This is a genomic window from Pseudomonas sp. 05N36 (genome assembly GCF_056397385.1).
The window spans coordinates 153,615-166,316 of the sequence record NZ_JBFTNH010000007.1; the positions used below are offsets into that span (position 1 = coordinate 153,615).

The following is a 12,702-nucleotide window of genomic DNA, read 5'->3' on the forward strand; positions in this document are numbered from 1 at the left end:
GCCTACTCCTTGGCGACGCGTTTCATGTCCGCATCCATCATCATGCGGATCAGGGTCTGCAAATCTGTTTTTGGTTCCCAGCCCAACAGCCGTTTCGCCTTGGCCGGATTACCCAGTAGCACGTCGACTTCGGCTGGACGGAAAAACGCCGGGTCGATCTTCACGAAGTCACGGTAATCGAGGCCGACATGCTCGAAGGCGATCTGGCACATCTCGCGCACCGTGGTGGTTACACCTGTGGCGACTACGAAGTCATCGGCCTTGTCCTGTTGCAGCATCAGCCACATGGCTTCGACGTAGTCGCCGGCAAAGCCCCAATCGCGCTTGGCGTCGATGTTGCCCAGGCGCAACTCCTGCTGCTTGCCCTGTTTGATGCGGGCGGCGGCGTCGGTGACTTTGCGGGTCACGAATTCGATTCCGCGCAGCGGTGATTCGTGGTTGAACAAGATGCCGCTACTGGCATGCAGGTTGAAGCTTTCGCGGTAGTTCACGGTGATCCAGTGGCCGTAGAGCTTGGCCACGCCGTACGGGCTGCGCGGATAGAACGGAGTGTTTTCGTCCTGCTGCTCGGCCTGGATCAGGCCAAACATTTCGCTGGTCGAAGCCTGGTAGAAACGGGTGTGCTGGCTGAACTGACGAATCGCTTCAAGCAGGTGGGTCACCCCCAGCCCGTCGACGATCCCGGTAGTCACGGGTTGGTCCCAGGACGCGGCGACAAAGCTTTGCGCTGCCAGATTATAGACTTCATCGGGAGCCGACTTGATCACCGCACGCTGCACCGAACAGGCGTCTGCCATGTCGCCGTCCAGATAGACGATGTCACCTTCGACGCCCATTTCGCGCAGACGCCAGCGCGAGTCGCTGCTGCGTCGTGCTACCAGGCCGTGGACTTTATAGCCCTTGTCGAGCAGCAGTTTGGCGAGGTAGGCGCCGTCTTGTCCGGTGATCCCTGTGATCAATGCACTTTTTGTCATTCTTGTCGTACCCGTGACTCCCAGTCGGACAGGATCGCCCGCAGGGATTGTTGTGTTGTAAGTTCAGGCGCCCATCCTGTGGTTTGGTGCAGCTTGGCATGGCTGCCACAGACGCGACGCTGTTCCGCGCGGCGAAGGCGCGCAGGGTCTTGAATCAGTTGCATATCGACCTGGGCCAGATCTGCCAGTTGCTCGATCAGGGCGCGGATGCTCTGCTCGACCCCGGAGCAGATGTTGTAGACCTGCCCGGGCGCACCGCGTTCAAGCAATGCCAGGTAGGCGGAGACGACATCGCTGACATCGAGAAAATCGCGCGTCACGTCAATGTCACCCACTTGCAGTTCAGGCGCTTGCAGGCCGTGCTTGATCCGGCAAATTTGCCGGGCGGCGCTGGCGATGACAAAGCTGTCCAGCTGCCCGGCACCGATGTGGTTGAAGGGGCGCGCGACCAATACCGGCCAGCCTTCGGTCATGCCCCATTGCAGGCACAGCATTTCCGCCGAAAGCTTGCTCACGGCATACGGATTGCGCGGGCAGGGCGGCTGGTGCTCGTCGATCGGCAAGGCGCTTTCGCTGACCTGGCCGTAGACATCGCCGGAGCTGACATACAGGAAGGTGCCGTTGAAGCCTCGGGCCTTGAGGGCTTGCAGCAGGTTCAGGGTACCCAGCAGGTTGACCTGAAAAGTCTTCGCCGGGTCTCGAAAGGCTTCGGGGACAAAGGTTTGTCCAGCCAGGTGAATCACGGCGTCAGGCATTTGCGGCCACAGGCCTTCGAGGCTCTCGGGTTCGCAAAGATCATAACGGGATGGGACGGGCAACAATTCCCACCCCGAGTCAGAAGCGTTCAGACGGGATTGGATGTGACGTCCTACGAATCCACTGAGACCCGTAACGAACAGTCGCTTTTTCAAACAGTGGCCCCCTCAATGAGCAGACTTCGGCAACCCCCAGTCTTTACTGGGTAAACCGGAAAGCACGGACTGCTTTCTCGGACATTTCAGGTAGGCGAAGTCGTTGTTGTAGTTGTTTGGTAGCTAATCTGTGCCAATTGCGCGGCAATTTCAATAAGTCCCACCGTGACCGGTCAGTTCTCGTCAGCGTAGCCTGATTTATTCTCGCTGGATGGTTCACGAACCCTCGGCGGATGTGTTTAGAATGCCCCTCGTCATGATCGTCCAGGGTTCAGCGGGGTTGTTCTGAAACACTGCGAAACTGACCACTAAAACAAGAATGTAGACGGGCAAGAAGTCGATGGACGAGAGCAGGCAAATGCCAACTCGCTCCCCAGCCTTGCCGTCATAGAGTGAGGCTGCCGGGACGGCGGTTTCATCGTGGGATGCCATGAATTTTATTCTCTACTCGGACGTCAACGATAGTTCCATCAGCCAGAGCCTCGGTCGTCCCGAATACAGTTACTACTTCGTGCTCAAGGCGTATCGCCCGGTGCTCGAAAGCCTTGGGCGGGTGCATGTGGTGTCCTCCACTGCCGAGGTCGATCCCCTCTATCGACAATTGCTTGCCGTCGGTGAGGACAGCCTGTTCCTGTCCTTCGCTCCGCCGCAGAAAACCCCGAACGACCTTGAGTGCCCGACGATCTGCGTAGTGGCCTGGGAGTTCGACTCGATTCCCGATGAGCAGTGGGACAACGATCCGCGACAGGACTGGACGAACATGCTGGCGCGCCAAGGGCGGGTGATCACGCTTTCCAGTCACACCGCCCGGGCGATTCGCCGGGCCATGGGCGAAGACTTTCCGGTGTTGGTCTTGCCAACGCCGATATGGGAAAACTTCGCAGCCATTCGTAGCTGCCACACCAGCAGGCCGGTCAACTCGGGCTCGACCCTCGACATCAGGGGCTGCATCTTCGATAGCCGCACGCTCGGGCTGTCTGCCGATGCGCTGATTCCTGTGCCGCTGACCGCCGAGCAACTGGCGGAACTGGAGGCCTTGCGGCCGCCACCGCTGACGCTAAAGCGCCGTTTGATCATTGCCCGCCATTACCTGCGCCTGTGGGCGCTGGATCTGGGCAAGGCGCAACCGGTGCCGGTCCATCGCACGCATTTCCTGAGCCAGTGGTACTGGGAGGGGATTCGCGATCTTTTATCGGACGCTGCCCATTACCGACTGGCGAGGGTCCTGCCGGCCATCGCCGGCCCGCAGTCGATAGTGGCACCCGAGCCTGCCCCGATCGATTATCCCGACACCACCGCCCAGGTCGAAACCGATGTGGACGGCGTGATCTACGTCAGCGTGTTCAACCCTCAAGACGGTCGCAAGAACTGGCATCGACTGATTTCGGCGTTCTGCTGGGCCTTCCGTGAAACCGAGGACGCCACGCTGGTGCTGAAGATTACCCACAACGATCTGTCGTCCTACTACACCGAACTGATGACCTTGTTGGCGCAACTGTCGCCGTTCGCCTGTCGGGTGGTGGTGATGCACGGTTATCTGGACGATCCGCAATACGCCCGGCTCTATGAAGCCGCCAGCTATTACGTCAACGCTTCACGCTGCGAGGGCCTGTGCCTGCCGTTGATGGAGTTCATGGCCAGTGGCAAACCGGTGATCGCTCCGGACCACACGGCGATGGAGGATTACATCGACGAGCGCGTGGCGTTCGTGGTCGAGTCCAGCGAAGAGCTGACCATCTGGCCTCAGGACAGTCGCATCATCTACCGCACCCTGCGCTATCGGCCGGACTGGGGGTCGTTGAAAACGGCTTACGAAAACAGCTATCGAATGGCCAAGGAGCAACCGCAGGATTATCAGCGTATGTCTCATGCCGCCATCGAACGCATGTACGACTACTGCGCATTCGCCCCGGTGCAACAGCGCCTGTCGGATTTTTTCGGGTTGGCACCGCTGACTTCGCAGGCAACAGCCGTGACGGATAACGCCTCATGCTGATCATCATTCATTCGGAAACCAACCAACACACCATCGCCCAGAACCTTGGGCGCTCGGAGTACAGCTATTACTTCGTGCTCAAGGAATACCGGCCGGTGCTGGAGCGCTTGGGGACGGTGGTGGAAGTCAGCGACCCGCAGACCGAAGTCGATGCCCTGTACCTCGACTGCCTGTCCCGTGGGGAAGACTGTGTGTTCCTGTCGTTCTCGCCACCTCATCGCACACCGGTACATTTTGCATGTCCGACCCTGGCGGTGTTCGCGTGGGAGTTCAGTACCATTCCCAACGAGCCATTTGCCGGTGATCCACACAATGACTGGCGTACCGTATTGCGGGCGTCAGGCGCGGCGATCACCCATTCCAGCTACACCGTCAATGCAGTGCGCGAGGCGATGGGCGCCGATTATCCGATCGTGGCAGTACCCGCGCCGGTGTGGGACCGTTTTGCCTCGCGGGGTGCACAGTTACAGCGCCAGCCGCTGGCCCGTCAGGTGCGATTGAAGATCAAGGGATTGCTGGCAGACAGTCGCCAGCTCGACCTGCGTGCCTTTGGTCCTGTGCATTTGCGCGCCGGCAAAGGTATCGATTTCCAGGCGCCGGCTAGCGAGCATGAATTAGTCCTCGACGGAGTGATCTACACCTCGGTGTTCAACCCAAGTGACGGGCGCAAGAACTGGGAAGACATGCTCAGTGCCTTCTGCGTGACCTTCCGCGAGGTGGAAGACGCGACGCTGGTGTTCAAACTGACCCACCACGATGCCGAAGAAGCGCTGACCGACATTCTTCACCACTTGTACAAAAACCAGTCTTATCGCTGCCGCATCGTACTGATTTACGGCTACCTCGCGGATGCGGACTACGAGCGTCTGGTTCAGGCTACCAGTTATGTGGTGAACACCTCCTACGGTGAAGGCCAGTGTCTGCCGTTGATGGAGTTCATGTCCTGCGGCAAACCGGCGGTGGCGCCACGCACCACGGCGATGATCGATTACCTGGATGTCGACAACGCTTTCCTAATCGATACCACTGACGAACTGACCGCCTGGCCTCACGACCCGCGAAGGGCCTTCCGCACCCTGCGTTACGTCACCAATTGGGCGTCGTTGTGCAGGGCTTATCGGGCTAGCTACGAGGTGGYCAAAGATGATCCCGGGCGTTACGCGCAGATGTCCGCCCATGCGGTGGCCAGTCTCGAAACCTTCTGCAGCCAGGCAACCGCTGAACAACGCCTTGAAGGATTTTTTGCTCGGCTGTTCAAGGCCCGTGCGGTGTCTGCCGTGGAAACCCCCAAGGCATGATCCGTGCACTGATGAAACGCCTGTTTCCTGCGGTGAAATCCGAACCGTTACCGATTGTGCCGAGCCCGGTTTCGCCCAGGGATGTGGGTCTGCACGACGCCGTGCTCGACGGCTGGTTTTCGGGTGACAGTGGTGAGTTGCTCAAGGGCTTCGCCATCACGGCGGACGACACCTTGCTGGACGTCGGTTGCGGTGAAGGTGTGGCGACGTTGTTTGCAGTACGTCAGGGTGCGTCGGTGATCTTCACCGACAGCGAGCACGACAAGGTCCGCGACCTCGCCCGGCAGGTGGAAGCCCAGTCGGACCAGCCGAGCCTGGGGCTGGTGAGCAACAGCTTGCCGCTGCCCCTGGCCGATGGCTGCGCCAGCAAGGTCGTGTGCATGGAAGTGCTTGAGCACATCGATCAGCCCGAGCCGTTCATCGCCGAACTGGTGCGCATGGGACGCCCCGGGGCGTTGTACCTGCTGAGTGTGCCGGCACCGGTAGGTGAGCATTTGCAGCAGGGCATCGCACCGGCCAGCTATTTCCAGTCACCCAACCATGTACAGATCTTTACCCCGGAACGCTTTGCCGCGTTGGTTGAAGACGCTGGGCTGGTGATTGAGCATCGTCAGGCCACAGGCTTTTTCTGGGTCATGGGCATGATCTTTTTCTGGGCCTGCGAGCGGGCTGCCGGACGCGATCCCGGGGGCGCGGTGCGCGACCGGATTCAGGCGCCATACCCGCCACTGATGGAGAGTTGGGCGCGAACCTGGCAAGACCTGCTGGCGCAACCCAACGGGCTGGCGATCAAGCAGGTGCTTGATCAATTCATGCCCAAGAGCCAGGTGATCATTGCCCGCAAACCGGTGGATACCGATGCAATGTCCAGGAGGACGGCATGAGTAGCAAACGGATCATGGACATCGAGTTGTTGCGTGGCATTGCGGTGCTCGGCGTGTTGTTTCATCACCTGCAAGGCAGTCTGTTCACCGACACGGTGCCTCTGCTGCAAACCATCACTGCGTTTGGTCAATCCTGGTGGGGCGTCGATCTGTTTTTCGCCATCTCGGGGTTTGTCATCGCTCGCAGTCTGATACCGGCGTTGCAAGGCTGCAGCACGCGTCAGGAATACTGGCAGCAGACGCGCAACTTCTGGCTGCGCCGAGCCTTTCGACTGTTGCCGTCGGCGTGGCTATGGTTGGTGCTGATGTTGCTGGCCTGTGTATTTCTCAACCGCTCCGGGGCTTTTGGCACGCTTCACGCCAATGTGCAGGCGACCTTGGCGGGGATCGCGCAATACGCCAACTTTCGCTTTGCCGACAGCTTCTATCAGTATGAGTACGGCACCAGTTTCGTCTACTGGAGCCTGTCGCTGGAGGAGCAGTTCTACCTGTTGTTTCCGCTGCTGATTCTGGTCTGCCGCAAGCATCTGGTCTGGGCTTTGCTGGCGTTGGTCGCGGTGCAGTTGTTGGCGTTGCGCACGCCACTTCTGATGGTGGTCCGCACCGACGCACTGGCGCTTGGTGTGTTGTTGGCCATGTGGAGTGCGCGACCCGGTTATGTGCGCTGGGAACCAGGGTTTTTGCGGCGGCCATGGGCCGGTGTTTCGGTGCTGCTGGTCATTGCGCTGGCGCTGAGTGTGCTGGCCACCGATCGCTTCACGCTCACCGACTATCGTATTGGCGCGATTGCCGTGCTCAGTGCGGTGCTGGTCTGGGTGGCGTCCTACAACCGTGATTATTTGATGCCTCGGGGATTGCTGAAGAGTCTGATGACCTGGATCGGCAGTCGTTCCTACGGGATTTACCTGATCCACATCCCGGTCTATTTGCTGGTCCGCGAATTCATCTTTCGCTTGCAGGCGGCCGGTCTGCCCAGTCCGGCCGGCCATCCGATCCTGACAATATTGATCGCTGGCGGGCTGATCGCCCTGTTGAGTGAACTCAACTACCGCTTTATCGAAATGCCCATGCGAAATCGCGGTGCTGCGCTGGTGCAACGCCTGGGCACGTCCCCAACCGCCGTCCCATCCTCTGGAGTGACCTCATGCTGAGCCTTTTGAAGAAACTCACGGCGAGAGCTCCGGCTCCCGCTCCTGTGCAGCCAGAAGCGCCCGCGGCCAAGGTCGATCCGTACATGCTGGGGCTGCACGATGCGGCTCTTAGCGGCTGGTTCAATCAGCAAACCGGCGAGTTATTCACCGGCTTCCCGGTGACTCCCGAGGACACCCTGCTGGATGTCGGCTGCGGTGATGGCGGCAACGTGCATTTTTGCGGCATGCAAGGGGCGAAGATCATCATTGCCGACATCGACGCAGCCAAGGTCGAAGCGACTCGCCAGCGCTTGAGCGATACACCGGCGCGCGCTGTCGAGTGCCACATCACCGACTGCAACCCGCTGCCGATCGCCGATGCAACAGCGACGCGGGTGGTGTCCACCGAAGTCATCGAACACGTCGACGATCCGGCGCAGTTTCTCGCCGAACTGGTCCGAGTGGGCAAGCCCGGCGCGTTGTATTTGCTCAGCGTCCCGCACCCCAGTTCCGAGGACCTGCAAAAAGACATCGCGCGCCCCGAGTATTTCCAGAAGCCCAACCACATTCGCATCATCAGCGAAGCGCAGTTCAAGCAAATGGTCAGCGATGCCGGCCTGGAACTGATCAGCCATACCCAGTACGGCTTCTACTGGTCGATGTGGATGCTGTTGTTTTGGGAAGCCAACGTTGATTTTGCTAACCCCGATCATCCACTGCTCCATCACTGGGCCGAGACTTGGCAGACCGTGCTGGACTCACCACGCGGGGCGCAGATCAAGCAGGCACTGGACGCGGTTGTGGCGAAAAGTCAGGTGATCATTGCCCGCAAGCCATTGGCTGCGTAGGCTGGCGCGCTGAGCAACAAGGGCCCTTAGAGGCCCTTTTTGCGTTAAAGGATTAACTCAGCCATAGGCCTTTATGTCAGCGACTTTTTTCGTCCGTTGCGCGCTATTACTAGCCGCTATGCTGCTCAACGGTTGCCAGCAGCAGGATGCGCCACCGCTCGATCAACAGCTTTACGTCTGGCAGCGGCAATGGACCGATGCCCATGAGGATGCTCTGGCGCAATCGCGCGGGGACTTTTCGACGTTGCGGGTGTTGGCCCTGCAGACTTATCCACAGGCTGGCTGGCGTCGCGCGCGAATCAACCCGGCGCTATTGAAAAATGACGGTCGCCCACTGATTGCGGTGATTCGAGTCGATGGCCAGCTCAAGAGCCTGGATCAAACCGAAGCCACGGCGCAGATCCAGAGCGTAGTGGCCGAGTGGCAGGCTCAGGGCCTGACGCTGGCCGGCGTCGAGATTGACCACGATGCCGGTACGGCGCGCCTATCGGCCTACCGTGAGTTTCTCGCCGGGTTGCGCAACGTGTTGCCGGCCACGTTGAAACTGAGCATCACCGCGCTGCCGGCCTGGCTCGACAGTCCCGAACTGCCGGGGTTGCTGGCGGTGGTCGACAGCAGCGTGTTGCAGGTGCACGCGGTGAGCAGTCCCGAACACGGGTTGTTTGATCCGGCCCAGGCGAAACAATGGGCCGGGCGCTGGAGCCGGATCACTGCGAAACCTTTCTACCTGGCGCTGCCGGCTTACGGAATCGCATTGCTGCCGGGGGACGGCGGGGCGCCGATAGTCGAAAGCGAGGTGCCGTTAGAACACGTTGGGCAACGCCGTGAGTTGCTGGCTGATCCGCACCAGTTATCGACACTCGCCAGCCAATTGCGCGCCGAGCCACTGCCCCATCTGGCCGGGTTGATCTGGTTTCGTCTGCCGCTCAAGGGCGACCGACGTGCGTGGAGCCTGGCAACGTTGCGCGCGGTGACGCACGGTGATCGGTTGGCCAGTCAGCTCGAGCTGAACCTTTCCAGCCATGACGGTCTGTACGACATTGCGGTGAGCAATCGCGGCAACCTCGACGGGGGGCTGCCCGAGCGCGTGACGCTGGCGGTCACTGAATGCGATGCGGTGGATGCGCTCAACGGCTATACCGTGCAGCAGACACCCGGACAACTCAGCTTTACCCGCCTCAAAGACGGCCGATTGCCGGCAGAGGCCGAACGCACCCTTGGTTGGGCGCGATGCACAAAAATTGATCAAGGAAGCTCACATGTCTACCCGTAACTGGCCGCGTCAATTGCTTGCTTTAAGTCTCTGTCTGCCGCTGGGCAGCGTGATGGCCTGCGGACCTGATTTTCCGCTGCGCTTGCTCGGCGACCGGGCGCAGACCCTGGGTGAATTGCCGGAAGGCAGCTTCCGGTTCGAAGTGAATCGCCTGGGCAAAGCCATCGCCGGTTTGAAGCCTGCGCAGGCAATGACGGTCGACTACGGTTACGGCGCTGACAATGATCTGTATGTGCAGGCGCGAAACACTGCTGAACAGACGGGGTTGAGCGACGCCCAGCGCGCGCAGGTAGTGCAGTTGCGAACACTTCAGAACGCGCAACAAGTGCAAGCCGAGGGCGCCAGCCTGCCGCCTGAACTCAGCCTGTACACCGCCGGCGCCGTGGCTTTCAACGCGGGCGAACATGCCGTGGCGGCAGAGTATTTCCGCAAAGTGCTGGCGCTGCCGGCCGATCAGCGTGCGTTGCGCAGCACCTGGGCGGCTTACTCGCTGGGGCGGGCCTTGTTCGCCATCAGCCAGGAGGCCAATGACCTTGATGAAACCGGGCGCCGCGAGAGTCTGCAACAGGCCCGTCAGGCCTTTGTGCAGGCTCGCCAGTTGAGTATCGAGGGCTTCAGCGACCCTCAGGAATTGGGCGTCGCCAGCCTCGGCGAAGAAGCGCGGCTGGTACGCCTGGCCGGTGACTGGAACACCGCCGTCGAGCTTTACGCGACCCAGAGCCTGCAAGGTTCGCAAGTCGGTTATAGCTCGCTCAAGCAGTTGATGAATGAGCTGGGCGAGATGCCGGAGGCGCAGCTCAACGAGGTGCTCAAAGGCAAAGCGGTGCAGCAATTGGTCACGGCGGCGTTGATCAGCCATGTCGGCTGGTCGTACGGTGAACAACCACCCGCTGAACAAAAAATGATCAAGTCGCTGGTCCAGAGTACCGTTGGCACCCTGGATAACGCTGATCGCCTGGCGGCGCTGAATTACCAGATCGGTGATTACGCCACCACCAAGGCCTTGCTCGAACATGCTGGTGATGGCGGCCTGGCCTGGTGGCTGCGAGCCAAAATAGCGTTGCGTGAGGGTGACAAGGCGGCGGCTGCCAGCGCCTATGCCAAGGCGGCCAAAGCCTTCCCGCAGGATGAAAACTGGGGCAGTCGCAGGGCGTCCAGCGGTGACTACGAAACGCTCAAACCCGGCTGCCGGGTCGACGGTGAAAGTGCGCTGCTGGCGCTGGAACGTGGCGATTATCTGCAAGCCTTTGAGCAACTGTATCGCAGCCAGGATCTCTACTGGGAAGACGCGGCTGTTGTCGCGGAACGGGTGCTTACCGTCGATGAATTGAAGCAGTTTGTCGATCGTCAGGTGCCAGCGCCAACGCCGTTGACCCAGCAGGAACGCGAGCGCTATGTACCGGTACCGATCGCGGCACGTTTGCGCAATTTGCTCGGGCGTCGATTGCTGCGTGAAGAGCGCTACGATGAAGCGCCGGCGTACTTTGATAATCCTGAATTACAAGCCAAAGCTCGAGCTTACGGGCAATTGCGTCAGGACGCCGAGTCGCGCTGGTGGCCAACCCGTCGTGCCGCGGATTATTTCAACGCTGCCTGGATGGCTCGCAAGTGGGGAATGGAGATTCTTGGCTATGAAATGGCCCCGGATTACGCCACGTTCGATGGCAATTACAGCCTTGAGCAGACTGAGTTAAACGTCGGGCCGCTGATCACTGAAGGGGAGGTGCAACGCCAGCAGGCCAGCGCAGCCAAACCGGACGAGCGCTTTCATTACCGTTACGTTGCTACTGGCCTGGCTAGCAAGGCGGCGGACCTGCTGCCCCACAGCAGTGGGGCGTTCGCGGCGGTCCTGTGTGCAGCGGCGGGTTTTGGTACCAGCGTTGAGGAGGAAAAGGCCTTCTACCAACGTTACGTCAAAGAAGGACCTTATGTGGATTGGGCGGTGAACTTCGGGCATCAATGCCCTTATCCCGACTTTCAGAACGCCGATAAACGTTACGTGACCCAGGTATTGGAACCCGTTCGTTCAACCTTGCGGCCCTATAAAAAGTGGCTGCAGATGGGCTCTGTGGTGGTGTTCACGGCATTGGCCCTGTGGCTGATCAATCGCCACAAGCGCAAGGCCCATCGTTAAGCCTGCTGAACGAACGTCAGGCGCAGCGCAAAACCGATCAGCAGGCTGCCAAACAGCCATTGCTGCACGCGCTGCGCCGAGGGGCTGCGCTCCAGCCAGCGACCGAGCCAGGCGCCGATCAGCGCGTAACCGCTGTCGAACAGCAAACCGGCCACCACCAGCAACACGCCGAGGGTCGCGAACTGCGTCAGCACCGGCCCTGCCTGCGGGTCGATGAACTGCGGCAACAGCACCGAACAGAACAGCAGCGCCTTGGGGTTGAGCAGGTTGGTCAACAAGCCGCGCTGGATCGCCGCGCACCACGCCAGCTTCGCAGCGGCTGTGCCGTTGGCATTCAGGTTCGGCAGCATGTTTGAGCGCAAGCATTGAATCCCCAGCCATAGCAGGTAGGCCGCGCCGGCCAGGCGCACCACTTCAAAGGTCCAGGGTGCAGCCTTGAACAGCGTCGCCAGGCCCAGCGCTGCCAGCGCAACGTGGCAACCCCGGGCAATCGCCAGGCCAATGGCGGTGGCCAGCGCGGCGGCTTTGCCCTGTCGGGCACCGGTTTGCAGCAGCAGAATCATGTCCGGGCCGGGCAACAGGTAAACCACTGCCAAGGCCAAAAAGAACATCCAGAGCTCTGCCATGCTGCACCCCATTCGTTAGCGATTCGGTGATCAAAGTCTAGGGCCGAAGGGCAGGGCAGGTGGTTGCGTAGTCGCGCCTGGAAACAGCTAGACTTGGCAGCTTCTGCCAATCAATGAATAAAAACAGTCAGGAACTGCCAAACCATGAAACTGGACGCCTACGACCGCCGAATCCTTGCCGCGCTGCAACGCGACGGTCGCCTGAGCAACGTGCAACTGGCGGACGAGATCGGCCTGTCCGCTTCGCCGTGTCTGCGCCGGGTGCGGATGCTGGAAGAGGCCGGGGTGATTCGCGGGTATCAAGCCAACCTGGATCGCGACGAAGTGGGGCTGGGGCTGACCGTGTTTGTCGGGGTCAAGGTGGAGCGCCACAACGACGAAGAGGCCGAAGCGTTTCGTCTGGCGGTAACGGCATTGCCCGAGGTGATTTCGGCGTTTCTGGTGTCAGGCGAATCGGATTTTCTGCTGCAGGTGGTGGTGCCGGATTTGCGCGGTTATGAGCGCTTCCTGACCGGCAGCCTGCTCAAGTTGCCGGGTGTGAGTGATATTCGCAGCAACTTCGCAATTCATACGGTGAAAACCCCAGGGCCACTGCCGCTGGGGCATTTGCCGAGCTGATGCCCTGGCT

General features: G+C 60.4%; 11 protein-coding genes. 8 read left to right on the forward strand and 3 right to left on the reverse strand.

Annotated elements, in window-relative coordinates:
• Window positions 1–2 precede the first annotated feature (2 nt).
• Entirely contained in the window at window positions 3–974 is a 972-nt protein-coding gene (gmd, locus tag AC1DIH_RS12145; RefSeq protein ID WP_477771839.1) for a GDP-mannose 4,6-dehydratase, read from the reverse strand.
• Window positions 971–1,885: a GDP-mannose 4,6-dehydratase gene (locus tag AC1DIH_RS12150; RefSeq protein ID WP_477771840.1), complete on the reverse strand. Its 915-nt coding sequence runs from the start codon at window positions 1,883–1,885 to the stop codon at window positions 971–973. Before AC1DIH_RS12150 ends, gmd begins: the two co-directional genes overlap by 4 nt.
• 430 nt (window positions 1,886–2,315) lie before the next feature.
• On the opposite strand from AC1DIH_RS12150, the gene AC1DIH_RS12155 reads away from it, so the two are divergent.
• The 7 genes from AC1DIH_RS12155 (at window position 2,316) to AC1DIH_RS12185 (ending at window position 11,448) form a co-directional block, all read left to right on the forward strand.
• Complete coding sequence (locus AC1DIH_RS12155; protein ID WP_477771841.1) at window positions 2,316–3,881, forward strand: glycosyltransferase; 1,566 nt, start codon at window positions 2,316–2,318, stop codon at window positions 3,879–3,881.
• Entirely contained in the window at window positions 3,875–5,179 is a 1,305-nt protein-coding gene (locus AC1DIH_RS12160) for a glycosyltransferase (protein ID WP_477771842.1), read from the forward strand. The genes AC1DIH_RS12155 and AC1DIH_RS12160 overlap by 7 nt, the downstream gene beginning before the upstream one ends.
• A complete protein-coding gene (locus AC1DIH_RS12165; protein WP_477771843.1) occupies window positions 5,176–6,063 on the forward strand; it encodes a class I SAM-dependent methyltransferase in 888 nt (295 codons plus the stop codon). Before AC1DIH_RS12160 ends, AC1DIH_RS12165 begins: the two co-directional genes overlap by 4 nt.
• The gene (locus AC1DIH_RS12170; protein WP_477771844.1) at window positions 6,060–7,214 is read left to right on the forward strand and encodes an acyltransferase family protein; all 1,155 of its coding nucleotides are present in this window, start codon (window positions 6,060–6,062) and stop codon (window positions 7,212–7,214) included. Before AC1DIH_RS12165 ends, AC1DIH_RS12170 begins: the two co-directional genes overlap by 4 nt.
• Entirely contained in the window at window positions 7,208–8,041 is an 834-nt protein-coding gene (locus AC1DIH_RS12175; protein ID WP_477771845.1) for a class I SAM-dependent methyltransferase, read from the forward strand. Before AC1DIH_RS12170 ends, AC1DIH_RS12175 begins: the two co-directional genes overlap by 7 nt.
• Before the next feature lie 73 nt (window positions 8,042–8,114).
• A complete protein-coding gene (locus AC1DIH_RS12180) occupies window positions 8,115–9,314 on the forward strand; it encodes a DUF3142 domain-containing protein (RefSeq protein WP_477771846.1) in 1,200 nt (399 codons plus the stop codon).
• The gene (locus AC1DIH_RS12185; RefSeq protein WP_477771847.1) at window positions 9,301–11,448 is read left to right on the forward strand and encodes a hypothetical protein; all 2,148 of its coding nucleotides are present in this window, start codon (window positions 9,301–9,303) and stop codon (window positions 11,446–11,448) included. Before AC1DIH_RS12180 ends, AC1DIH_RS12185 begins: the two co-directional genes overlap by 14 nt.
• Here AC1DIH_RS12185 and AC1DIH_RS12190 read toward each other — a convergent pair.
• Window positions 11,445–12,074: a LysE family translocator gene (locus AC1DIH_RS12190; protein WP_477771848.1), complete on the reverse strand. Its 630-nt coding sequence runs from the start codon at window positions 12,072–12,074 to the stop codon at window positions 11,445–11,447. The genes AC1DIH_RS12185 and AC1DIH_RS12190 overlap by 4 nt on opposite strands.
• 144 nt (window positions 12,075–12,218) lie before the next feature.
• Here AC1DIH_RS12190 and AC1DIH_RS12195 point away from each other — a divergent pair, with 144 nt between their 5' ends.
• On the forward strand, window positions 12,219–12,692 hold the full coding sequence (locus AC1DIH_RS12195) for an Lrp/AsnC family transcriptional regulator (RefSeq protein ID WP_054594814.1): 474 nt from the start codon (window positions 12,219–12,221) through the stop codon (window positions 12,690–12,692).
• Window positions 12,693–12,702 lie beyond the last annotated feature (10 nt).

Coding starts and splice junctions, on each gene's coding strand:
- AC1DIH_RS12180 (WP_477771846.1), top strand. CDS start 8,115: ATGTCAGCGACTTTTTTCGTCCGTTGCGCGCTATTACTAGCCGCTATG.
- gmd (WP_477771839.1), bottom strand. CDS start 974: ATGACAAAAAGTGCATTGATCACAGGGATCACCGGACAAGACGGCGCC.
- AC1DIH_RS12190 (WP_477771848.1), bottom strand. CDS start 12,074: ATGGCAGAGCTCTGGATGTTCTTTTTGGCCTTGGCAGTGGTTTACCTG.
- AC1DIH_RS12165 (WP_477771843.1), top strand. CDS start 5,176: ATGATCCGTGCACTGATGAAACGCCTGTTTCCTGCGGTGAAATCCGAA.
- AC1DIH_RS12195 (WP_054594814.1), top strand. CDS start 12,219: ATGAAACTGGACGCCTACGACCGCCGAATCCTTGCCGCGCTGCAACGC.
- AC1DIH_RS12170 (WP_477771844.1), top strand. CDS start 6,060: ATGAGTAGCAAACGGATCATGGACATCGAGTTGTTGCGTGGCATTGCG.
- AC1DIH_RS12185 (WP_477771847.1), top strand. CDS start 9,301: ATGTCTACCCGTAACTGGCCGCGTCAATTGCTTGCTTTAAGTCTCTGT.
- AC1DIH_RS12175 (WP_477771845.1), top strand. CDS start 7,208: ATGCTGAGCCTTTTGAAGAAACTCACGGCGAGAGCTCCGGCTCCCGCT.
- AC1DIH_RS12155 (WP_477771841.1), top strand. CDS start 2,316: ATGAATTTTATTCTCTACTCGGACGTCAACGATAGTTCCATCAGCCAG.